A 22200-nucleotide genomic window follows, 5' to 3' on the forward strand; every position below is an offset into this window, starting at 1 on the left:
TACAGTCTGAGCGCCGGGAAGCAAACCAGAATGTAAGTCACTAGCTTCGAAGGCCCGCCTAGTGCGGGCCTTCCTCGTTAAGAGGCTAAGCGCCCAAGCGGGAACTCCTCCTGCTGGGGAACTGCGTGCAGCTTGGTATTGGCTAGGCGTTCTTCAACCAAATCAGACAGCCAGTCGCTTACGTACTGGTAGCCTTCTGCCTTTGCAATCTGGTCCATTGCATCCGCTTTAGGTGTTGCGATGCGGAATCCGACGAATTTGCGGTCGCCTTTGGAGCGTCTGCCTGTACGTGTAACTGGAGCCATCATCCCTGTCCTTTGAACTCGGCAGCGGAAGCCGCCGCTACTTCAATAGATTGGTCGAACCAAGTGCCACCCGGCCCTAAGTAGGCGGCTGCTATACAACCGGCCTTCTCTGAAACTGAAACTACCATCGCGCGCCTTCCGGCAGTGGCATTGAAACAGAAACAGCCTCCGGCGTGTTGAAATAGAAACGGAGTCTAACGGCGGAACCATCTGCATGGAGGTCTGCCATGACGCCAGGGCTTCGGCATGCCCGATGATGGACAACTTAGGATGCGGACCCGTATTGGGTGTGCCGCCGCCGGCGTACGAGGGAGCGCGTGACGGTGACCAGACCACGGTTACCGACGATCGCTGATGCTAGCAATGTGCGCCTCATCGCCTTTCAGGAGATGCGTGGGGCGCGTGTGGACAACACTGCTAGATCCAAAAGCTTCGAAACGCATACGCGTCAATCCAGCCCGCTTTTGCCGTAGCTAGGATGTGACATATGTACTTCCTCTTTCCCGTAATAAGTTGATCATGATCGCCAAGCATTAAGCATGCTCAATATGAATCCTATTGCATCATCGCTTCAATTTGCAGAGCGGCACCTCGGCCCCCTCGGGAGAAGCGCTGCCTCTGCGCTGGATAGGCGCCGAGCTGCCCGGAGAGTATCCGCTTTCACCCGGATACTGGAACTCCCTTCCCCTCTAAGCCTGGACAAGCTCATGCGATTTGTTGAGCTGGTTACGGAGAGGCCCATCCAACTCTCCCGGAGGGATGACCTGCTGGATGTGGACATGTCAGGTTTTTGGCATGAGGGCGAGAAAGTGAACCGTTTGTTCCATGTGGGCGATCGATCGGAATTCGCCGGTGAGATGAACATCCTGCACGAGATCTCGCATGTTCTGCTCCAGCACGACCCTGAGCCCCTGACGGCAGAGGAGCTGGCCGTTGTGTTCCCGGATTTGGATCCTCGAAAGGTCCTGCACGGGTGGAGGCACACCAAGCTGCGGACCGGGATCGAAGCGGAGGCGGAGCTATTGGCCGACCACCTCTACGCACAGATCCGCTGCGGGAAGAGGGAAGAAGAGATTTTGGGCTTCGGAGATGTAATCGGTTGACGCTCGCTGGTGTTGTTCTAATCGTTGCCGCCGTCGTGCTTCTGTTGTCGTCTGTGGCAATGTACGTTTCCCGGGGTCGCCGGATGCACGGTTCATGGATCTACGGCAGCTTCTTTGGCTCGCTCACCGCCATTTTCCTTGTCGAGCCGATCTTTTACGCCGCGGATGCAGCCCTGGGAGGTGTTAACTACCTCGCCTTGGCCCAGCGAGCTTTCCTGACGGCGACTCTGCTGTCAATGCATATAGGCATTTGGAGGGCAATGGCCCCTTCGCAACTACGGCGTCCCGTCATTTTCGCCTGCGTCATAGCCGCGGCCAGTTATGGCGGTCAGGTGATCCTGTTTATCCAGGCAGCTCCGTCGCTTGCCAGTTCGGGTATGCGACAATACGAGAGCAATCCGCTGGTCGCTACCTACAGCCTTCTAATGCTTGCGCACCTTGCCACAGTGGCCTTCTCAGCGATGCGTCTGAGTGTCCGCTACAGACCCCGTCTAAAGTCTCTGCGACGGCGCCGGTCGCTGGCATTCGTAGCCCTCGGGTCCGGCTTTGCCCTGGCCGTCGCGCTGATCCACGCCACAATCACCTTGACTGACCTGGTTGGTTCCCCGCCCGAAATCCTCGGAACGCTGGAACGGACCTTCACGGCAAGCGCCGCCATTGTGTTCGCGTTGGCCATCGGGATCCCCACGTTTCCCCGATGGCTGGACTCCGCCAGGAAGGACTTCATCGCCCGGAGGGAGCTCTGGGATGTCTGCCCGTTGTGGGCCAAGCTGCAACCGGAAATCGACCAGTATGTCATCTGGCCGTACCGCGGCCGGCTGATGGAAATCATGAGCCGGGACCCCGCCATGCGGAGACATCGAAGGGGCGTCGAAATACGTGACTGTTTTGAATCGGATGCAACCCTAGAAGGTAGACTCTCTGAAGCCGAACTGGCGACAATTCGAACGATGGAAGTTAACACACATGCTTGACCAGCAAACCACCCCAGGACGTTCGGCAGAAGCCATTAGCCGGATTCTTCACCCTGCGGTCATGCTCCTGGTGGCAGCGGTTGCAACGGCCATCAGTGCTCCTGGATCCGTTCCCGCCCTCATCGCCACTCTGGCGGCGTTGGCAGTCGTGATCCTCCTTGGCGTTCTGGTCTTTCCGCGGATTGGTAAGTCCTTAGGCTGGCCTGAGGAACGCCGGAAGACGCGTAGTTTCATGGCTTGTGCGGTCGTGCTTGGCATTGGCTTGGTAGTAACGGCCTTGCTGGGAGCGCCTGCGCTGCTCATTGCCAACGGCATCGCATTCTTCGTTGGAGCCACGCTAATAGCCCTGGGCCGGTCACGGTGGAACATTTCCGTTCATACTGCCATTTTCGCCGGCATCGTGCTGGGCCTCGGAACGTCACTGTCTCCACTGTGGTTCGCCGCTTTGATTGTGCTCCCTGTCCTCATCTGGTCCAGGGCAGCCTTGAAGCGCCAGAGCGTTGCGCAGTCGCTCTGGGGAAGCGCCATTGGAGTGGTGGCATGGCTCGCATACCTGCTTAGCTTGTCGTTGCTCGGAGCATAACGGTGGCACCCAACCTCAACGAAGCACGGGACGCCTGGCGCCAGACCCTGTCGGAGCGGCTGAATCTCCTGCTCGACGTCATGGTGGCCAGCGGGGGAGAACCCTACGAGTTTGAAGACATCCGGCGGGGTCTAGAAGAGCAGGGCGTGACCCTCTCTCGCTCGCGGTGGCTCTATATGCGTGATGGCACGGGAGCCACGGTGACAGATGAACGGCTGCTCACGGCCTTAGCAAACTTCTTCGGGGTGAACCCCGCGTACCTCAACGACTTCGAAACCGAGATTCCGGAACGCATTGAAAAGCAGCTCAAGGCGCTGAAGACTCTCCGCGAGAAGAGAGTGAAGAAATTTGCCGCTCGCAGCCTAAAGGGTGTCTCACCTGAGAAGTTCCAGGCGATTGCCAGAATCTTGGACGAAGACGACTAGGACACTCACGGCACGCCGGGCTTGAGCATGCTTTTTATATCTTGATCATGCTCAAGGTAGGCTATTTTCGTGCCTACGATCCAGCAGTTCTATGAACCCTCACTCGGAATTCCCGAGATGGGGCACTCACGCACGGGTGGACACCCTGGCTGCGGTCAAGATTCCTCAGTAAGGCTTAGATGCCCGGGGAGATCTTCATCGAAGCCAAGGGCGCGGCCCAAAATGGAGTAACGCCGGGCCACCTCCTCGGCATCAACGGTGTATTTGACCCGCTGGCCGTTCCGCTCTTCCGATGCCGGCGGATCAGCCATCAACACACCCTCGGCCTCAAGTTGCACCAGGTTGTTCTGCGCCGTCGGGACTGCAATCTCCAGCCCCTTGGCCACTTCACCCCGGGTGGCCGGACCCGATTTAGCAAGGTAGCCGACAATGGCCACTTTTGTTGAGTTGCTGAATACGCTGATTGCCCGCTCAGTGCTGGATGGGATTTTCGGGCGGGAGTAGCGGGGCATGATTCTTATTTTGCCGCATCCTCACCCAAGAGATGTCATTGAATTAGCGGGGCATTAAACTATTCGCTACCCCTGGATCTATTCACACCTATCCCTCTCCGGCCTCACCTCTTAGGAGGCGTTATGCAGCCCAGGACCCCATCAGTGACCGTCCGCAACGTCATTACCGGCGCCTCGATCGTGGCGCTGATGACCGTTGGCCTGATCACTGTTGTCTTAGATGACAGTGATCCGGCGCAGGCGGCCTCATCGTGTGCTGCGCCAGCGGGTGTATCCGCTGGTCCTGCCCCGGCCGGGGGAGTGGCAGGGTTTGATGCCGAGCAGATGAAGAACGCATATGCGATCATGAACGCTGCCAAGTCCCTCAAGTTGCCAGTCGCTGCACAGCTGATCGGGATCCAGGCCGCAATCGGTGAGTCGACGCTCCGTGTCATCGACTACGGCGACGGGGCCGGGCCGGACTCGCGTGGGCTGTTCCAGCAGCGCGCCAATGGCGCGTGGGGATCGTATGCGGACCGGATGGACCCCACCATTTCGGCGACGAACTTCTTCAAAGCCCTCCAGAAAGTGCAGGGTTGGGAAACCCTCGAACCGACCATCGCTATCCACCGGACGCAGCGGAACGCGGACCCGAACCACTACACGAAGTTCCGTGCCCAGGCCACAGAGGTCTTCAAAGCCTTGGGTGGGGAGTCCGGCGCTGCGGTGGACCCGTCCGGCGTCTGCCCGGCTGAGGGCAACCAGGTTGTGGGGGACTTGGCCGGTAAGTGGGTCGCTCCCATGGAAGGGGCGACCAACAGCAGCGGCTACGGGCCCCGTCCTGCACCTCCCGGCACCGCCGGGGGAGTGCTGGCGAACTTCCACTACGGAATCGACTTCGTTCATCCCGGAGGACCGGGAACGATCGTGGCCCTGACGGATATGAAGATCGTCAAGGTCCGCAATCTTGATGGCCTGTTCGGCACCGGTGTTACCGGCCAGACAGTGGATGGAAAGCTCACCATCGGCATGTACCACATGGAAGCAGGGTCGGTGAAGGTCAAGGAAGGTGACACCGTGGCCGCCGGAACGCCGCTTGGCACCGAGGGCGCGACGGGTAATGTCACCGGCCGCCACCTTCACATGGAGTTCTTCGCCGGGGCCCTGCCCAATCCCATGGTCCCGATCAATCCGACCATCGACCCGACTCCGATCCTGAAAGAGAAAGGCATTCTCTGATGCGCCAGCACATCGCACTGACAGCCGTCCTGGCCGCCGCACTCTCCCTCAGCGCCTGCGCGGGGACCTCCGGCAGTGAACCGGCAGCCGGTTCGACTCCAACGGTAAACACCGGCCAGGAGAGCCACCATGCCGGGGACAGCCACGACCACGAAGCCGATGAACACTACGGAGTCCCGGAAGTGACATGGGATGCTGCGTCGGAGAAGTCAGTCAAGGACACCTCCGCCAGAGCCATGGCCCTGTTCGCCCGTCCCGACGTCCCCGAAACAACCTGGTTCGCTGACCTGGCCCCGCACCTGGCACCCGAGTACGCGGAGAACGCGAAGTACATCGACCCGGCCCGGGTCCCGATCCGGAAGATCACGGACGGACCAGCGATCAGCAGGGACGCCGGTAACCCGATGACCGTCACCGCGACATTTGCTACCGACGCGGGTCGCTGGAGGATGCTCCTGCACCGTTCAGGGCAGCAACAGCCCTGGCTGGTCACAGCCATATCCCCGCAAGACCCGACCTCATGAACCCACCGACAGAACCTGAAACGAGCGAGAGGAACCATCCGATGAGCACGAACTGGCAAGGGAGCGAACGGAAGAGCCGCGCACCCATCAGCCTGACCGACACCGAGCCTGAAACCACCACCGCAGACCCGGCCACGATCATCCACGCCGTACCGGATCCCGAGCCTGCTTCTGCTGAAGCGACGCCCACGGCGGTGGATCACCGGGAAGCACCTTTGGTCAGCGGCCGCCGCAGCGCAGCGGTGTTGCGTAAGGAGAACGTGAACGACCAGCTGCCGCCGGCCACCGGCTGGCAGGCGTTCCTGCGGGCGGTCAGCTTCGGTCTGATCAGCCCCAAAGTGGGCGCGGCCGAGCTTGCGCGCCGGGCGGACCTGTCCGCGATCCAGCGCGTGTACTCCCGTCCGATGCAGATCATGGTCGCCCAGCCTTTGGGCGGGGTCGGCAAAACGATGTGCAGCGTCGGGCTGGGCTCCACCTTCGGGATCCACTCCGGCCAGCAGACGCTGGTGTGGGACAACAACGAAATGATGGGCACCGCCGGCGTCCGGACCAATGCCAACGACTCCACCCGCACTGTGTGGGACCTGTTGAACGTCCTGGAGTCCTTCGAAACCGTCACCGCCCGCAAGGGCGAGCTGTCCTACTACACCCGCCATCAGGGCAACAACCAGTTCTCCGTCCTGGTCGCCGACGAGGACGCGGACCGGATGAAGTCCATTGGTGCCGACGAGTTCAACCGCATCCACACGGTGGTGAGCCGTTTCTACGACACCATCATCGTGGACACCGGGAACAACACCCGCTCAGCGAACTGGCTCGCCTCGATCGAGGTCACCGACCAGCTGGTGATTCCCACGACGTTGAAGCGCAACGCCGTCGTCTCCGCCCTGCGGATGATCGAACAGCTCGAATCCATGTCCGAGCGCACCGGCAACCCGCACTACAAAGACCTGGTGACCAACGCCGTCGTCCTGGTCACCCAAGGCGGCGGGGCGAAAGTCTCCGCAGCCGAACAGGCGGAGCTTCGCGAGAACCTTGCCTCCGCGGTACGGGTCCTGATCAACATCCCGTATGACGCGGCGTTGGATACCGGCTCGATCATCGACTGGCAACTCGTCGGCGACCCGGCCCGCCGCGCCTTCGAACGCGCATCAGCGGAAATCGCTGAAGGCCTCTTGGCCATCGACCGTGCCACCTCCACCAAAACCATCAACCTCTAAGGAGCCTAATAGTCATGTTCACCACGATCCGCAACGAAATCATCATCCGCAGCGCCGTACCCACCATAGACAATCCCTTGGACGGCGTGACGCCCAGCATCGACGTCCTCGGTGTGAAGTTCACCGGAGCTGTCCAAATGATCCTCGGTGCCCTCTGGGCTCTCGTACTGGTTCTCCTCGCAGGCGCCTTCCTCTGGAACCTCATGAAGTGGGGCGTCGCCCGCAACCGCGGCCACTCCGACGACATCGAAGAAGGCGCATCAGGGGCCAAGAAGACCGGCATCGCCTTCGGTGCCGCAGCCGGAGCAAGCGTCATCATCGGCGGCATCCTGGCACTCGCCACGGCAGCAGGGGCCTAACCCATGCGGAAGCACTGGAAACTCCTCACAGCATTGGGGGCGGTGATTCTGGTCATCGCTGTTGCCGTCGTACTTTTGAACCCGCCGGCACCAGCGGCCAAGCAGGATGACCCCGGGGCACTTCAGGCCTCGGGTAAATTCGGGTTCCCCGTCTCCGGAATCAAAATCGGTGAGGGCGGGACCAAGACCGCCAGCGACGGTAAAACCGTCACCGGCTACAGCGGCAGCTGCGACTCAGCCGCCCAGGCCGCCGCCAACTACACCCACCTCATCAAAGACCTGAAACTTGATACGTGGGCACAGCAAAAGAAGACCCTCACTGAGGTAGCCAAGTCGGGTCCTTGGTTCGAGAGGATGACCTCTTCGAACAACGTTCTCGCCGAAGCGAAGAGTCCGGTTCCTGGGTCTTTTGAAGGTGGGTGGTACGCGCGCACTGATGTGGCTGCTGGTGGGTTGTACCGGGTTGCCAGCTGCGACGAGCAGAAAAAAGCCGTTGTACAGGTGTTCACTGGAGCCGTTTCCGCCAGAGTCAACAAGGCTGCGAACGGTGTCTTCCAGACTGTCACGTTTGAGTTGGTGTGGGATGGTGACTGGAAGATTTCCGATGCTGCGATTGTGGCCAAGGGTCAGGATTTCGGCGGTCGAGTCAAGGACGCCGGCCCGATGAGCGTGGGCACCAATATGGAGGACGAACCCACTCCGGTTCTGCGGGACGATCTGGTCAACGCCTTCTTCAAGGACATCAGCCGTGAGGGGTGGGTTGAGTATGCAAATGCTAAGCGTTAGTAGGACGATCCGCCTAGTCGCCGTCTTCTTGGCGTTGTTCCTGAGCTTCGGTGTCGTCTCCGCCGGGCCAGCACAGGCAGCGGACGAAGCAAGCAAGTCTGAGAAGTTGAACGCAGACCAGCTCAAACGTCTCGCAGGGCTGCCGGAGGACCAGCGAATAAAGATTAAAGACCGGCTAAACCAGGAACTGGGCAAGTCAGCTTGCGCCGATCCTTGGTTTTTCGGAGCCATGGGTGGCAGCAACTGTGAAAACGTTGCGACAAAAGCGTTCGGTGCCTTCCTGACGACGCCCGAGAAATCCCTCGACTACGACGGCAGTAACACGGTCCCGTTCTGCGCGGCGCTGTCCGGAGCTGGTGCGCCGGCCTCAGCCACAGCGTGGTGCGCCCAAGGGGCCGCGTTTAATGAATTCGCTCCCATTGCCGGCGTGGTGATGCGGACGGCCATCTCGGCGATGCCGGGCGGTCAGGTCGTCCTGGGCACGGTCGATACCGTGGCGTTCATCGCGAACGCGAAAAATGGCTTCGAGGACTTCGCTAACACGGTTAAGGCCGAGGGCGTGAAGTCCACCAACGAGGTGCTGAACAACCTGTTGAAGGTCTCCGAATTTGTGGTTGACGACGGTTTCCGCGCAACGTGGGCATTGTTTTCCGGAATCGGCATCATCGTCATGGGTTTGATGTATTTCAAGCTCTGGAAAGACGTCTCGAACGAAGAGATCGACATGGAATCCGTCAGGGACTCGCTGTTCTGGTACGGACCTCTATCCATGATCCTGGTGCTGTTCGGTCCTCCGATCGGCTACGTCATCAACGGATGGATGAGCGGCATCACTGAAGGGATCACGTTCTGGACCTCAAGCAGGGTCACGGATTTCGGTGTCGCTATCTCCCGATTCGCCTCCTATGAGTCCAGCGGCGCATTCGGACCCCTGGCGGCCGTCTTGCTGTTCGGTCTATTGTTCCTCTCAGCCTGGGCCATGCTCGGGTTGCTCGCGCTACAACCTTTGGCCCTGTATCTGCTGGGGCTGGGTATCGCGATCATGATCGGCTTATTGATCCACCCGAAATACCGCCAACGAGTAGGCAAGATCGCCTCACTGTGGCTCGGCATTTCCTTCTCGAAACCGTTGCTTCTGCTGATCATGGGTGCCGTGTTCAGCTATATCTCCACCCGACCAGCCTTTAGTGGTGAGGGTGTGGACGACGGCATGGTGAACGCCACATCGGTGTTCCTGGCCGCGGCCGCGATGTGCGTTCTGGCCTTCGCCCTGCCGATGCTCTACAAGTTCGTCCCGATCATGCCATCGTCCTCGACCAGCCTTGGTGAGGGCCGCCAGTCCATCGCCGGGCCAGCAATGGTCGCCGGAGCAGGCGCGGCGATCTCCTCGGCAATCAGGCAGAAACGGACTGCCCAAGTCCAGTCCGGAGCAAACCGTGGCGGAGGTCCTTATGGCGGCGCGGCGGCCACGAAGGGCCCATCTTCGATGACACCGCAATCAGAGGGCCAGGGCGGTTCCGGACTTGGATCGAATGGCTCCGGCATCTCCGGACGCCGCAGTGCCCCTAGGGTTCCCAACGAGCGGGGTACTTCTTCCTCGGGCCAAGACCGTCAAGGCAGTCAGGCCCAGGGGCAGCCGGAAACCCGCACGATCGGGGAGCTGCAGAGAGCAGACCGCGCCGGGACCGGCGGGGCGAAGGCAAGCCAAGCGTTGAAAACCGGTGCCGGGGCAGTTGGCCGGGGATCCGCGAAGGTTGCAGCCGGTGGCGCGACGGCGTTCCTGCTGGCGGGCCGGGAAGCGGCACGTCAGGCCTCCATGCGCGGGCAGCGTTCCGCCCGTTCGATGGCACCGGATACCGACCACATCAGTGGCCGGTAAGAGAAGTACAGGCAAGGAGTAGGTAGTCATGGGAAGAATGGTTGTTGTCGGCGGCGAGGTCCAGAGCCGTGGCCTGTTCGGGGGAAACCGGACAGCACCGGAATGGATCGGCTTGTCCGTTTCCATCGGTGCCGCACTGATAATCATTTTGGCCGGCGGCAGCCAGATCGTTGCCCTGATCCTCGCCGCGGTGTTGGTTCTGGCAGGAGTCATCCTGACCACGCCCAACAAGCTCTCCGGCCACCGCTCCTTGGGTGCCATTTTCGTGGAGGTCCGGCACAAGAAGGTCCGCGCCAAGAACAAGTCCCTGATCTACGTCCCGGTGAAGGACCGCCCGCAGACACGGATGATCAAGGCCGGGAAAAAGGACAGTGATCGCGCCGACGAGAACGGCATGATCGAAGTCCCTGTCCGGCATAAGGACAACGCACCGCTCATGGTGGGCACCGTCCGCCACTTCGCCATCGACACCCCGGAAGGTCCGCTGGTCATCTTCCGGCATCAGGGCAAGGTCAAGAAGTCCTACTACACGGCCACGATGGAAGTCATGGGTTCGTCCTCGGGAATCCGGGAGGAATACCGGAAAGAATCAGGACACGTCGCCCGTGGCCAGTACCTCGCCCGGTTGGCCCGCCGACAGTCCCTCGTCACCCATGTCCAGACCCTCGCCCGCGCCGTGCCGATGGACTCGGCCGACCACCTGCTGTGGGTCAAAAAACGCGTCGCACAGAATGTTCCCCGGATCCTCTTGGAGTCCTACGGCGAGCTGTGCGAGACGACCCGCTCACGCTCCGAACAGCACCGTACCTACGAGACGTTCCGGATCCCCGGCTCCCCGGCACTGTACCGCCGCGCGGAAGCGTACGGGGCAGGGGACGAAGCTATCGGTCAGGCGATCTATCAGGAAATCCGCTCAGCCATGGCCCAGGCGTCCATGATGGGTTCGATCACCAACTCCCGGCCCCTTGGCCCCCAGGCCATGGCCGCGCTGCTGCGCCACCTGCAGGACCCGGACTTCGACATTGACGACTACGACGGTGCCAACCTGATGGACTGCTGGCAGCACCTTGACGGCGCAGCGTCTCCCATCTCGGTGGTAGTGAATGATCACTGGCACATCCGCACCGGCTACGTCCCGGCCTCCGCGTTCAGCCCGGCCCCGATCCCGGTCGAGGCGTTGGAGGCGATCATCAGCGGCATCCAACCCGCAGTGGTGCATTCGGTTTCCATGGTGATGGAACTTGAAGACGCCCGCAGCGCCCGGTCCAAAGCCCGGACAGACGCCGCGATGGACAGGGCCACCGGGAACAAGGTCGCCAAGTCCGGTGTCGTCACCGACGGCACCGAAGAAGTGCTGATGGGGGCCTCCCACCAACGCCTCCTGGATCTGAAGCCCGGCTCCGGCCACCACGGCGCAGCCTACGGGCTGTATATCTCCTTCGCTGTGGAGGACGCGAACGAGATCCTGTCCACCACCGACATTGTTGAGGCCGCAGCTTCCGATGCCGGTATCGAGTTCATTGACTGGTTGGATCACCGCAACGACCTTGCCCTGATCACCACCATGCCGTTCACGAGGGGAATCCGATGAACACCACGAACGATGTCAAGCGTTTCAGCCTGCCGTGGGCTGCGGCCAACAAGTCCCAGCGGACACTCCGGGCTCAGGCCCGTGCCGGGACGCTGGAGCTCGAAGCTTCTGCAGCCGGCACCGCGGCCGAGGGTTTGCGGCGCAACAAGCCATTGAGCAAACCGGGGAGCAAGCGTGCGGTGAAGAAGGCGGAGAAGAAGGAAGCCAGGGACCGTGAGCTGGTCGAGGCCCAAGCGACCGCCAAGACCCGCTGGCATCACGAACGTAAGTGGGCGTTCGCCTCGAAGCTGGGGTTCTACGATCCTGCAGCACCGGGTGTGCCGTCTTCGACACGGCAGATGGAGTTCTCGCATATGGCGATTGCCTCCCCGCCGACGTCGCACCGCGGCCTGGTGTTCGGGGTTGATGCCGGTTCGGGGTGGATGATCGTCCATGACCCGTTCACCGCCTACGGTGACACCCTGGAATCCCCGAACGTCTGCTACATCGGTGACCTTGGGCAGGGGAAGTCCTCGGCCATGAAGACCTGGGGCGTGCTGCGTCAGTTGATCCTTGGCCGCCGCGTGGTCGTGATTGATAAGAAGTACCAGAAGGATGTCGGCGGGGGAGAGTACACGCCGCTTGCGCGGAAGCTCGACGTGGCCCCGGTCCGGTTCAGCATCGGTGGCGGTGGATCCCGGATCAACATCCTGGACCCCCGTATCGCGGCCCGGTTGAACGAGGAAAACCACGACAGTGCAGAAGCGTTCCGCACCCCGGCCGGTCAGTCCATGCTGGTCCGTGCCGTCATGGAAGAAGCCCTCCGCCGGCCTATGACGCCCAAGGAAGGCAAAGCGGTCCGCATGGCGCACCGGCAGGCGTTGACGGATGCGAAGAAGGCCGGGGAAGTCGCGCACATCGGGCATGTGCTGAAAGCCCTCTACGCGCCCAACGAAGACGCCGCGAAAGCCACTGACCTGACCGTGGAAGAGTTGCGCGAATGGGGTCAGGACCCGGCCTTCGAGCTTGAACGCATGATCGAGGATGACCTGGCCGGTTTGATCGACGGGGAGACCAGCGCTGATATCCAGCTCAACGCCGGCCTGACCGTCTTTGACGTGTCGCTGCTGCCCGAGGACGGCCCGGCGCTGCCGATCGTCATGACAATCATCAACACCTGGCTGGCGAACACCCTCTACCGTCAGGAAGAAGCGGTCCCTACGGTGTTGCTGATTGAAGAGGCTTGGCACACCGTTCAGGGCTCGGTGGCCACGGTGACCCGCCGCAACACCAAGCTCTCCCGGGCACTGTCCCTGTCGTGTCAGTTCGCGTTCCACCACATCTCCGATATCCCGGCAGACAGTCCGGCGATTTCCATGCTCAAGGAATGCGGCACGGTCCTTTTGTACAAGCAGCAAAAGAGTGCCGACGCGCTGGCCTGCGAAGAGATGTTCACGCTCCCGGTCGGCACGGCCGAAGTGATCACGAAGCTGGTCAAGGGGACGTGCCTGTTCAAAATCGACCAGTTCGATCCTTTCGAAGCCATCCACGTCCGGAGCCCGTTGGAGGTGGAGCTGACCGACACGGACGGTGCCATGAAGTCCACCTCGACCATCGCCTTCACCGAAGTCATCGACGAAGCCACGGAGGTTATCCCGGCATGAGCAAGCAAACCTCGACAGACACTGTGCTGAAACTCGGCCTCGCCGGTTTCGTCATCGCTCTGGCGGTGATTGCCTGGGTCTCCGCGTTCCTTGGTGAACTCCTGACACCCACCGGGATGCCGTGGACCAACTTCACCGAACTGGTGGCCCGGTTCAAGGCCGGAACTTTCCTCTGGCCAGGTGCCGCAACGTGGATCGGCATCGTGTTGGCGATCGTGACGTTTGTCGGGGCTGCGTACTTATCTGCCCTGCGCGGCAGCAAGCCCAAAGATGACGGCCTGCCCCGGTACAAGGATCTGGAACCACGGATGGGCAAGAAGGCCGCACTCGCCAAGGCCCGTCAGTCCTTGCATCTGCCCGAGGACGCCTCTGAAGCGGATATCATTGTGCCCGCGTTCAAGCTGGATGCCAAAGTTCTCTACGTCCAGCACGAGGATTCGATGTGGGTCTACGCGCCGCAGCGATCGGGAAAGACCCTCTACATCGCCGTCGGGATCGTGTTGGATGCCCCAGGGCCTGTGCTGGCGACGTCCACCAAGAATGACCTGTTGATGTACACAGCGTTAGCCCGCAAGCGGCGCGGCCGCGCGCAGGTCTTCGATCTGCAGGACATTTCCGGTTGGCCTGACACGATCAGTTGGAGCCCCGTCGCAGGATGCGAGGACCCGGACGAAGCCCTTGCCCGGGGCAAAGCCTGGGCCGGTGCCCAACCGATGGGGAACGTGAAGAACGGGGACTGGTTCAATTCCAAGGCTGCAGCCATTCTGGGCCGGTTTCTGCACGCCGCGGCGCTCGATGGTGGAACGATTGAGGACGTTGTGCGCTGGTCCAACAACTTCGCGGACCCTGAACCTCTGGAAATCCTTCGGGAGCACGGGGCACCTGCGGCGTTCGCTGAACGCCTGCAGGCGCTGACTTCCTCCCGTGCCGGCGAAACGGTGGACTCCATCCAGGAGACCCTTGCAGGGTTGCTGGAGCCTCTGTCCTCGCCTAAGGCCCTGAAGTTCCTCACTCCTGGGGAAGGACAAGGCTTCGACGTCGAAGACTTCCTCTCCGGCGCCAACACCCTCTACCTTCTGACTGATGGGGAAGATTCCCCGGTCGCTCCGCTGGTGACAATGTTCGCGGACCACGTCTTCCGTAAAGCACAGAAAATCTCCCAGACCCGCGCCGGGGGACGCCTGTGGCCGGTCTTCACCATGGTTTTGGACGAAGCACCCAACGTTGCAGCCTTCCCCAAAATGGCCGGTGCCCTCTCGGACTCCGGCGGGCGCGGTATCCGCATCATCGGGTTCAGCCAGTCATTCGCCCAGAACCGTGCCCGCTGGGGCGACGATGGGGCCAAGGCAATCCGGGGCACCTCGTCCGTGCGGCTGTTCCTTCCCGGGCTGGAGGAAATGGCCGAACTTGAAACCGTGGCGAAAGCCGCCGGCACCACCCACCGCAAGCGCATCTCCACCTCGCAAGGAAAGGGTGGGTCCTCGAAGACCACCAGTGAAGAGGAACGCCCAGTGATCCGTGCCCACGAAATCCAGCAACTTCCCCAGGGCAAGGCCTTCATGCATTACACGAACGTCCGCCCGGCCGTTGTGGAATTGACGCCGTACTGGGAACGGGAAGATGTTGAGCAGATCAAGAAGGACAAGAAGGCCGCCGAAGCCATGACTCGCCGGATCACCGCATGAGCCAGGACCCATACGCCGACCTCCCGCTACCGGACGAGGAACCAACACCGGAGGATTCCTATACCGAAAGTGATGCACCGGCAAGCGTTGACAGCAACGGCGTCCTGCCCTCTGTGGAGGAACTGGTCCTGGACCATGACGGCCAGTTGGGCCAGCTCCGAGCAGACGTCGACGGGTTGGCCGGACTGGTCGGGGAGCTGATCCGGACGCCGCCCGCTGAGAAACCGGCGCCTTGGAATTGGAAGGAACTGGACGGACCTGGCGCAGCGGCGCTCTTGACGGAGCTGCGCGCCTGGGTTGACTGGTACAACGGCCGCTACGGCGTAACGGCCGATTCCAGGATTCCTGGCTGCTGGTACCGGCACGGGCCCGTTGTGGAAGAACTCACCGGGGTATGGATCGGTTGGCGGGCAGCCTACTACGGCCAAAAAACACCGAACGATGCTCCGGCGTCTTGGCATGAACGGATCCTCTGGCCGGCCATTGCACGGATCATCAAGAGCAACTGGGGCCTGGCAGCGTGCATACCCGCACACAAGGACCCGCGCCCCAAGGCCGAGCCCTCCACCGACGACGGCTTCTCAGAGTTCATCTCCGCCCTAGGCCCTCAATGAACATCGTCTGTATTGCTGTCCCGCGGCATCAGCGGCAGGGACGGTACGGATGTGAAGAGTGCGCGCAGGCTCTCGTGCGCGCCGTCCGTGAACAGTCCACCCCTCGAGAGGCTGTCGAGCACTTCAGTGCTGCTGCGCGTGAGGCCCGCGAGGAAATACGACGCCGCCAACGGTGGTGGGTCCGCAAAGATCCGGCAGAGCCCAGTCGTGACTTCGCGTTTGCGCTGGCAGCCAAGGAAGTATCCGCTATTGAAGCGTTCCGGGTGGAGAGCCCGCGAGAGCGGGGCTTCCCCACCCGGCAGGACTATGAGACGTTCAAGAAGGACGAGCTGGGAATTGGAGGCAGTCCTGCATCCCTGAGCTATTACGAAACCATGGCGGTGCTGACCGGGTATCCATCGGCCTACGCCATCGGCCCTGATCCATCGGTGATCGAGATGTTGGAACAGCACCGCAAAACGATCTGGGACAGCGTTCCTCAAAACGTCCAGCGCGTACTGCACAACCACGCCAAGGACGATTACAACCGCTGGGGCCGGATCCCCGATGAACCGGTGCAACAGCTCGGATCATGGATCGCTGAGCACGGCCAGCTGCCCCGGCCCGTGGTGACCTACCGGCAGTAGTCCCGTGCCTACCTGCTGGACCGGCAATGGTGGGACCGTCTTCTGGCTCTGGCCCCAGGGGACACCATCAGTTGGGATGACCGTCCGGTTTCGACCTCGGTCGATCCGGGGTTCACCCGGCAGGGGGCACCGGGTCTGGGCGCCAATGAGGAATGGAGCCCCGAAAACCGAAACGTCCACTTCATCATCACCGCAACCAAGGGCTTTTATCTGGGGTCGGAACGACGATGCAGTTCAATGAACACTAACTCATTCTCAAACCCGGTCAGCTGTATCGTGTCGCAGGCTTCCGGCGACACAGCACCCAGGACATGCTGGGCCGACGATATGGGGCAGGGCACCGGGTCTACATCGTGCTGGAGGAAGAACCAGCGGCTTAGCAGCCTAAGGCGCCGCTTGCGGACCGATGTTCGGTCCCGCGTTGGATGGGCCATCCCGCCGGCGGGGTTCCTTCAGGGCTTGGGCGGCCTGTTCGAGAAGCTGTCGGATGGGTTCGGAAGCTGCAGGGTCTGCGCGCTGGCTGCGTTGGGCACTGAGGTACCAGTCGAAGCGCTCTTTGATCGCGTCGATGCTTTTGGGTGAGTTCGTTCCGACTCCCAGACTGACGGAGTGGTCAAGCGCAGGGCGCTGGGTATCTGCTTGAGCCCGTACGGCCCTGAGGGCTTGGTTCTCCTTGCCCTGGTGGACTAACCTTGATTCAGAAGCAACAGCCGGCCCTCCGCCTCTTTGAGTGCCGACAGTTGGCTGGACCCCCGGACTTGGCTGCGGCAGATGGGGGTTGCTTCCTTTAACGGGCAGCCCGGTCCGGGCATGCAGCACCGTAGTGACCGGCGCGAGTGGTTGAAACCATGCCCCTTCTGCTCTGGCCATCTGGTGGTAGAAACTCCAGGAAGACAGGTCAGCGGCCCACAGCAGATGCTCATCACGTGGTGAGACGGCCTCCACTGTCACCTGCCTGTCCAATAGCCCGGCTTTACGCAACCTGGCCACTACCTCCTGGTCCTGTCGGTTGGCGTCCGGGCTGTGGTCCTCATTGACGCGTTCGAAGACCATCAGCCGGGGTGGATTTTCGCGGTCGGATTTGGTGGCAGCGCGGGCAAGGGTAGTGATGCATTCCTCCCGCGCCTTCGCCATGCCGTCACCACCGATCCTGACTTCCGTTTGAACAGTGACAATGCTGAAATCCACGGTCTGCGCGAGGTAGTTGTTCAGCTCCAGGATCCGCGGACGTAGTTCCTCAACGGGGCCGAGTTTCCCAGCGTACGCCTCGGTGGTGTGCCAGTAGTCAGCATCAACGATGCGTTCGAGCTCTTTGCGAACGATCTCCAACGACTCTTTGGGGATCGTGACTCCACTCATGGTGTAGAACGGGCGCTCACCGTAGCTGTTGCCCGGCGGGCGAAAGCTCTCATCGACGAACACCACTGGCCCGGGAGTGCGGGCGTAAAGGAAGCGTAGACGCTCCTGTGCCTCCCGCTCGCGAAAACTCCCCATGTTCTCCCTTTGCCATCAGCCGGGCCTGCCGGCCAGTCAAATCAGCCTACAGGCGCAGTCCGCGCTGGCATTGTTCGGCCCGGTGCCATGTCCTGGGCGTCGGCTTGTTCAGATGTACGACAAAAACCTTGCTGGACCGAACTCTCGCTTCCGAGGTCCATTCAAGCAGCGACTCGAAGCGTTGACGTACGGCCCAGTTCATCAAGTGCAGGACACGACAGTTGTTGGTTCCTGACTACAGGGAGCTGCTGGCACGATGGGGGAGCAGAGCATCCTGATTATTTAGTCAGTTCCAATCCCTGAGAAGAGGCAATGTGGCATACGAGTTCGATCCTTCGGATGTTCAAGTCGTTACAGAACTATTAGAGGAGGCCACAAAACTAAGCGATGAACTTCTGAAGGGTTGGACGCAGGTTGCTTCCAACGATAAATACCAGCTTTTGAGCGAAAGCCTACGGGCAGAGTTTGATTTTGCCTTTACGCATGAGCTCGAGGAAGATTTTGAAACCGCGGGTGAGGTGAAGCTCGTTCAGTCCGGACTCTCTGTCACAGCTACCCGCCCGATGTCTGAGACCCCTTCCGGTGCATGGACACTTTGGGGGGAAGTCTTCGATGCTCTAAAGCCTTCCATCGTCAGGGCGCATTTGGCAGACCTTCTCCTGACTTCACGTGTAAGGGCAAGACCCGCGCATGCAGCAGTGACGATTGCCTCCTATATGGAGGTCCCCGATATTGACGGAGTCACAGCGCAGCAGTCCGCTCTGTCGCTCGCACGAGCAAACGCCATTGCCAGGTCCCGCCGTATGACCGAGGAAGAGCCTGTCCGTCAGGCCATGTACGCGAAGAGTGAGGTCTTTTCATCCAACCTAGAGACAATGGGCCCGGCTCTGACTTTGCTGGCTGCGCTTTCCGTTCCGCCTAGGAGTGGAGAGATCTTGGATGAGGAGCGCAAGGTCATGCGGAGCCAGCTGCTGTCGATCGGAGAGGCCGCAACCTTTTTTACTGATGAGGTCGCCAAGACCCTTTTTCGCCTGTCGAATGAACCGACTGAGCTGGAGGCAGCTCGGCGATGGCATACGGAACAATACCTAAACCGGGCCGAAAATGAAGACCATGGAATGGTTAAGATGCACCACGCTCAAACTGCCGTGAATCTGGCGAATGACTATGGGCTTTCCGAACTAAGGGACGCGGCCGTGATAGTGATGCAGTCAATAGACCAAGCCACGATGGGGTGGGAATCGGTCTACTACGAGGGGAAGCTGTCCAAGAACGCTTTCCGAGCTCATCTTCGTAAGTACGCCCGCGCACGTAGTTGGAACCACGCACTCATGACGTTCCTGGCAGGCCCATCGCCGTCCGGTGATCATGAAGCAAACAAACGAACAGCCGGACGTGCTGCGCGGGGATCAATAAGGTCCCTCGTTACACGGACCAGCTACGGTGCACATGGCCTTCCAGAGCGCACCAACGAAGACTTCACGAACGAAGAGATCACGCGGACGGAGACGATTAACCTCAGCACCACGTCGATTCTGCTTGCACTTGAGCTTGAGCACATTCGTGCGCGTTTTTCAGCACCTGACGTTGAGCAGGTTGCCCTATGGATGGTCGAAACCCTTTCGGCCGATGGATCCCTTTCACACTATTTCGCTCAGTCGCTAAACCTTCATTGGGATCAGAGGTATTCAGATTCAGCAAGACTCTGTATTCCGCTCATCGAAAGTGCTGCGCGGGGATTGCTCCGCGCGCTCGACGAGCCTCTCTACCGCACACAACGAGGCGACTCACCGGGGCGCTTTCCTGCCATGGATTTCTACGTTGATGCCCTTGCCAAGCGGGACCTCGACCCCAACTGGGTCCGAGCCTTTCGAATGACTTTGCTAACGCCAGGACTGAACCTCCGCAATCTCAGTGCTCACGGCTTCTTGATGGATTTTACCGAGCACCAATCCGCGCTGCTTCTTCGACTTGCGGGACTTCTTTGTGCCATGCCCATCAATACTGCTCACCAGAGCCTCGAGGCCCTGCCCAGGATGGCCCAGAGGCGGCTCCGTTGTCGCTTAGGGTGGGTCTGGTCATAGCCGCAAAATAAGCCTCACAGGGATCACTCCTGAGCTTCAGGAGTGATTAGATACCTGCGACAGCTTGCGGCAAATTTCGCAGTCGCCACGCATTCGACACGGCCCACAGCCCTAAGCTTGGGAGTCGTTGGCGAACGGGTCTCTCGAGAACAATGACGTGAGTATTTCTCAGGGCTACAGCCCCCAGAGATCCGAACTATCGCTAGCACCGTGGGACGGCTGTTGCAAGAGGACTGAGCCGTGTACGGACGCGAACAAAAGGTTGGCAAGAAGCTAGTGAAAGTACGTTGGAGGAACGGAAGTCTGCATGGGTCATTCATGGCAAGTGGTGCGCAGCAAATTTGCACGTGCCCGCGTGGGCACGCATAAGCCCACCTTCAGTTCTGCTTCAGTGCACCACATTCTGACGGCGTCGTTGCATGGCCGCACGGACTTGGCTCGATGGGTCCGGGTGCTCTTGGACGCTGACCTGGCCGTTTCGGCCGCGTGGCCGTCTGAAACGGCGGTGCGGGTTCCTTATGCCCAAAGAAGACAGGCGCGTCGCATTCAAAAGCTGCGCTCCCGCGTCATGATCGTGAATGAGGCAACTGACCAAGAAACGTGGAAGGGGGTCTTTGCGTTCGCGTGGCGAGATCCCCGCTTCGGGATACCTCTTATCAGAGCAAAGTGGCTATCGAAGAACGTCGCTCCTCGCCTGAAAGAATTCATCGAATCTAAGTCGCTCAGAAGTCTTGTAAGACTAATGCTTTTTCATCCACTCTTTACGGTTTGGCGGGTTCTTCCTGGACTGCGACTTTCATTTGGCAAGAATCAAGAGGAAACACAGGAGGGACCACCCGGGACCGAGTACACCGAATACCCGACGCTGCCTCCCGATGACGAACCCTGTTCCAGTGAGCCCGACCCTTTGGTGTCGTTGGCTGAGGCCGAAAAGAACTATCTTGAACGCCAGATGGTCTCGGCCTTCGTTCGTAGGAGCGATGCAAACCTCTTTGGTGGGCCGGATCGTGACGATGATGGCTTCGTCCGCCTGATGTTAAGGGAGAGCTACCACGATTTCGCTCTTCCGGGTTCTGAAACAGTGCACCACGTGGTCTTTGAACCGCGACTTCTACTGCATGAGTCCGGAGTCGTGCAGATCGATCTGGCATTAGAAGCGGACACCTCCTTGGACGTTCGCCAGCTGCTAGCCATGATGTGGGGGCCGGAACAAATATTCATCCGATCGCAGATGTCGCTGCCCCTTTTGCGTGGGACTACGTGGGAGCCGCTAGCCGATTTCTCTGAGGGGACAATCGATGCAGGGCAGCCTCTGGGCGAGATCGAACATCTAGAACCTGTTTCTATGACTGACCTTCTGCACCTTCATCTTGCGAGCATCCTCAGCGTAATCAAGCGATCGCACGGGTTCTGGGCTATGTACCCGGTTACGATCATGGAACCTACGAAATGCTGCGATCCAGAAGAATGGCAACGGAACCACCAGGCTGACCTCATCCGTTTGGCGAACCGCAGCTCCTTCGACAGGGACGTGTCGAAGCACGCGTCGGTTCCGAAAGACTTGTCCCTCAGCAGAAACCACTCACTATTTGCGAGACTCGGTTCAGCAACTTACGTCCAATGGGCGGGGGAGCGGCCGAGAGGAATTCCCGAACTCGACACGGTGCTTCTCTTTGAGTACGCAATGCTTGTATACGTTCGGCTTCAATCCTTAGAAGAGGACGTTTCGCGCATGGTGACTGGCGAAAGAAGACTAAGGGCGAGGTATAAGAGGGCAATTCGGCTATTCTCGGAACTACGGCAGCGTGACTTGAGGTTTGGCGAGGCACGGGACGTCGTTCGTCACGTCCTTGACGAGTTCGGGGCACCCGAAATCCGAAAGACGATCGAAACAGCGCTGAATTTGTCTGCCGCTGCCTATTCCACGCGAAGCGCAGAACGTGCGGCGAGCCGCGCCTGGTGGATTACATTCATAGCCACGCTGTTGGGTCTCATCGTCGCATTCCCTCCTATCAGAGACCTTCTATCCGTCATCCCTGAAGCCGAACCAGAGGAGTCGTGGCTCTTGCTTCCTTTAAGGTGGCTGGCAGGACAGGGGTTTTGGGGTCCGTGGCTCACCATGGCCGGCCTGTTAGGGATAGTGATCACTATCCGGTTCATAGCGTGGCTTTGGCGTTGGCGAATCCGGCGGTTACCGTCCTTCCGGCGCGGGTACAAATGGCCTACTCAGCTCGAGATCACCGAAAACAGCTTCTCACCTGCTGCTAACGGCCCTGCGCGCACAGAGGCGGTAGCAAATCTGACCGGCTACCGGGGAGAGCCACGACAATGAGATCTGATCCACAGCCTTGTGTTCCTACGGGCCACGACGCATGTTGGAATGTCATACGAACGATTCGGCTCGCAGTGTCGTTTTGAATAAACAATTGGACAGTCGAGCACTCGGAAAAACGCTTGATCGGGGAGCCGTGCGGGACGCAGATACTGTACAGAGGGTTCGCCGCTACGCGCCCTCAAAGCTTGTTCCGCTTGTCGCTCAAGTCAGTTCTGCATTCAGACCTACAGATACCAGACT

Annotated in this window: 20 protein-coding genes; 17 read left to right on the forward strand and 3 right to left on the reverse strand. The window is 60.3% G+C overall.

The features are described 5' to 3' along the window. Positions 1-77: 77 nt before the first annotated feature. Positions 78-308 (reverse strand): hypothetical protein, encoded by a 231-nt coding sequence (locus ACZ5J0_RS20335; RefSeq protein ID WP_243753352.1) that lies wholly within the window; start codon positions 306-308, stop codon positions 78-80. A 704-nt stretch (positions 309-1012) separates the two neighbouring features. On the opposite strand from ACZ5J0_RS20335, the gene ACZ5J0_RS20340 reads away from it, so the two are divergent. Genes ACZ5J0_RS20340 through ACZ5J0_RS20355 form a run of 4 tightly spaced genes read left to right on the forward strand, consistent with a single transcriptional unit; the run spans position 1013 to position 3390 of the window. Next, positions 1013-1408: a hypothetical protein gene (locus ACZ5J0_RS20340; protein WP_464094889.1), complete on the forward strand. Its 396-nt coding sequence runs from the start codon at positions 1013-1015 to the stop codon at positions 1406-1408. Further along, positions 1405-2382, forward strand: a complete 978-nt coding sequence (locus ACZ5J0_RS20345; protein WP_464097228.1) for a hypothetical protein — start codon at positions 1405-1407, stop codon at positions 2380-2382. Before ACZ5J0_RS20340 ends, ACZ5J0_RS20345 begins: the two co-directional genes overlap by 4 nt. Further along, a complete protein-coding gene (locus tag ACZ5J0_RS20350; RefSeq protein ID WP_464094982.1) occupies positions 2375-2965 on the forward strand; it encodes a hypothetical protein in 591 nt (196 codons plus the stop codon). The genes ACZ5J0_RS20345 and ACZ5J0_RS20350 overlap by 8 nt, the downstream gene beginning before the upstream one ends. A 2-nt stretch (positions 2966-2967) precedes the next feature. Beyond that, on the forward strand, positions 2968-3390 hold the full coding sequence (locus tag ACZ5J0_RS20355) for a hypothetical protein (protein ID WP_464094981.1): 423 nt from the start codon (positions 2968-2970) through the stop codon (positions 3388-3390). Between the two features lie 155 nt (positions 3391-3545). Here ACZ5J0_RS20355 and ACZ5J0_RS20360 read toward each other — a convergent pair whose 3' ends face one another. Further along, positions 3546-3902: a hypothetical protein gene (locus tag ACZ5J0_RS20360; RefSeq protein WP_464094980.1), complete on the reverse strand. Its 357-nt coding sequence runs from the start codon at positions 3900-3902 to the stop codon at positions 3546-3548. A gap of 123 nt (positions 3903-4025) precedes the next feature. On the opposite strand from ACZ5J0_RS20360, the gene ACZ5J0_RS20365 reads away from it, so the two are divergent. The 11 genes from ACZ5J0_RS20365 to ACZ5J0_RS20415 all read left to right on the forward strand — a co-directional run bounded on the left by ACZ5J0_RS20365 (position 4026) and on the right by ACZ5J0_RS20415 (position 16047). Further along, a complete protein-coding gene (locus tag ACZ5J0_RS20365; protein WP_464094979.1) occupies positions 4026-5120 on the forward strand; it encodes a M23 family metallopeptidase in 1095 nt (364 codons plus the stop codon). Beyond that, the gene (locus ACZ5J0_RS20370; protein WP_464094978.1) at positions 5120-5644 is read left to right on the forward strand and encodes a hypothetical protein; all 525 of its coding nucleotides are present in this window, start codon (positions 5120-5122) and stop codon (positions 5642-5644) included. The genes ACZ5J0_RS20365 and ACZ5J0_RS20370 overlap by 1 nt, the downstream gene beginning before the upstream one ends. Before the next feature lie 41 nt (positions 5645-5685). Next, on the forward strand, positions 5686-6864 hold the full coding sequence (locus ACZ5J0_RS20375) for a MinD/ParA family ATP-binding protein (RefSeq protein WP_464094977.1): 1179 nt from the start codon (positions 5686-5688) through the stop codon (positions 6862-6864). Positions 6865-6878: 14 nt separating this feature from the next. Beyond that, entirely contained in the window at positions 6879-7223 is a 345-nt protein-coding gene (locus ACZ5J0_RS20380) for a hypothetical protein (protein WP_253469826.1), read from the forward strand. Positions 7224-7226: 3 nt separating this feature from the next. Continuing rightward, positions 7227-8009 (forward strand): hypothetical protein, encoded by a 783-nt coding sequence (locus ACZ5J0_RS20385; RefSeq protein ID WP_464094976.1) that lies wholly within the window; start codon positions 7227-7229, stop codon positions 8007-8009. Beyond that, on the forward strand, positions 7996-9888 hold the full coding sequence (locus ACZ5J0_RS20390) for a hypothetical protein (protein WP_464094975.1): 1893 nt from the start codon (positions 7996-7998) through the stop codon (positions 9886-9888). The genes ACZ5J0_RS20385 and ACZ5J0_RS20390 overlap by 14 nt, the downstream gene beginning before the upstream one ends. Positions 9889-9916: 28 nt before the next feature. Continuing rightward, complete coding sequence (locus tag ACZ5J0_RS20395) at positions 9917-11479, forward strand: hypothetical protein (RefSeq protein WP_464094974.1); 1563 nt, start codon at positions 9917-9919, stop codon at positions 11477-11479. Further along, complete coding sequence (locus tag ACZ5J0_RS20400) at positions 11476-13122, forward strand: ATP/GTP-binding protein (RefSeq protein WP_464094973.1); 1647 nt, start codon at positions 11476-11478, stop codon at positions 13120-13122. Before ACZ5J0_RS20395 ends, ACZ5J0_RS20400 begins: the two co-directional genes overlap by 4 nt. After that, positions 13119-14807: a type IV secretory system conjugative DNA transfer family protein gene (locus tag ACZ5J0_RS20405; protein ID WP_464094972.1), complete on the forward strand. Its 1689-nt coding sequence runs from the start codon at positions 13119-13121 to the stop codon at positions 14805-14807. The genes ACZ5J0_RS20400 and ACZ5J0_RS20405 overlap by 4 nt, the downstream gene beginning before the upstream one ends. Continuing rightward, positions 14804-15421, forward strand: a complete 618-nt coding sequence (locus ACZ5J0_RS20410; protein WP_464094971.1) for a hypothetical protein — start codon at positions 14804-14806, stop codon at positions 15419-15421. The genes ACZ5J0_RS20405 and ACZ5J0_RS20410 overlap by 4 nt, the downstream gene beginning before the upstream one ends. Positions 15422-15495: 74 nt before the next feature. After that, the gene (locus tag ACZ5J0_RS20415; protein WP_464094970.1) at positions 15496-16047 is read left to right on the forward strand and encodes a hypothetical protein; all 552 of its coding nucleotides are present in this window, start codon (positions 15496-15498) and stop codon (positions 16045-16047) included. Between the two features lie 384 nt (positions 16048-16431). On the opposite strand, the gene ACZ5J0_RS20420 is transcribed toward ACZ5J0_RS20415, so the two are convergent. Then, positions 16432-17541 (reverse strand): hypothetical protein, encoded by a 1110-nt coding sequence (locus ACZ5J0_RS20420; protein WP_464094969.1) that lies wholly within the window; start codon positions 17539-17541, stop codon positions 16432-16434. Between the two features lie 314 nt (positions 17542-17855). Here ACZ5J0_RS20420 and ACZ5J0_RS20425 point away from each other — a divergent pair, with 314 nt between their 5' ends. Both ACZ5J0_RS20425 and ACZ5J0_RS20430 read left to right on the forward strand, forming a co-directional pair. Then, positions 17856-19625 carry a hypothetical protein gene (locus ACZ5J0_RS20425; RefSeq protein WP_464094968.1) on the forward strand — a complete coding sequence of 590 codons (1770 nt, stop codon included), beginning with the start codon at positions 17856-17858 and terminating at the stop codon, positions 19623-19625. A 568-nt stretch (positions 19626-20193) separates the two neighbouring features. Then, positions 20194-21957 carry a hypothetical protein gene (locus tag ACZ5J0_RS20430; RefSeq protein WP_464094967.1) on the forward strand — a complete coding sequence of 588 codons (1764 nt, stop codon included), beginning with the start codon at positions 20194-20196 and terminating at the stop codon, positions 21955-21957. The last annotated feature ends 243 nt before the right edge of the window (positions 21958-22200 follow it).

Source organism: Arthrobacter sp. DualSoilB13 (assembly GCF_055389195.1).

Coding starts and splice junctions, on each gene's coding strand:
- ACZ5J0_RS20335 (WP_243753352.1), bottom strand. CDS start 308: ATGATGGCTCCAGTTACACGTACAGGCAGACGCTCCAAAGGCGACCGC.
- ACZ5J0_RS20340 (WP_464094889.1), top strand. CDS start 1,013: ATGCGATTTGTTGAGCTGGTTACGGAGAGGCCCATCCAACTCTCCCGG.
- ACZ5J0_RS20350 (WP_464094982.1), top strand. CDS start 2,375: ATGCTTGACCAGCAAACCACCCCAGGACGTTCGGCAGAAGCCATTAGC.
- ACZ5J0_RS20360 (WP_464094980.1), bottom strand. CDS start 3,902: ATGCCCCGCTACTCCCGCCCGAAAATCCCATCCAGCACTGAGCGGGCA.
- ACZ5J0_RS20365 (WP_464094979.1), top strand. CDS start 4,026: ATGCAGCCCAGGACCCCATCAGTGACCGTCCGCAACGTCATTACCGGC.
- ACZ5J0_RS20370 (WP_464094978.1), top strand. CDS start 5,120: ATGCGCCAGCACATCGCACTGACAGCCGTCCTGGCCGCCGCACTCTCC.
- ACZ5J0_RS20375 (WP_464094977.1), top strand. CDS start 5,686: ATGAGCACGAACTGGCAAGGGAGCGAACGGAAGAGCCGCGCACCCATC.
- ACZ5J0_RS20380 (WP_253469826.1), top strand. CDS start 6,879: ATGTTCACCACGATCCGCAACGAAATCATCATCCGCAGCGCCGTACCC.
- ACZ5J0_RS20385 (WP_464094976.1), top strand. CDS start 7,227: ATGCGGAAGCACTGGAAACTCCTCACAGCATTGGGGGCGGTGATTCTG.
- ACZ5J0_RS20390 (WP_464094975.1), top strand. CDS start 7,996: ATGCTAAGCGTTAGTAGGACGATCCGCCTAGTCGCCGTCTTCTTGGCG.
- ACZ5J0_RS20395 (WP_464094974.1), top strand. CDS start 9,917: ATGGGAAGAATGGTTGTTGTCGGCGGCGAGGTCCAGAGCCGTGGCCTG.
- ACZ5J0_RS20400 (WP_464094973.1), top strand. CDS start 11,476: ATGAACACCACGAACGATGTCAAGCGTTTCAGCCTGCCGTGGGCTGCG.
- ACZ5J0_RS20405 (WP_464094972.1), top strand. CDS start 13,119: ATGAGCAAGCAAACCTCGACAGACACTGTGCTGAAACTCGGCCTCGCC.
- ACZ5J0_RS20410 (WP_464094971.1), top strand. CDS start 14,804: ATGAGCCAGGACCCATACGCCGACCTCCCGCTACCGGACGAGGAACCA.
- ACZ5J0_RS20420 (WP_464094969.1), bottom strand. CDS start 17,541: ATGGGGAGTTTTCGCGAGCGGGAGGCACAGGAGCGTCTACGCTTCCTT.
- ACZ5J0_RS20430 (WP_464094967.1), top strand. CDS start 20,194: ATGATCGTGAATGAGGCAACTGACCAAGAAACGTGGAAGGGGGTCTTT.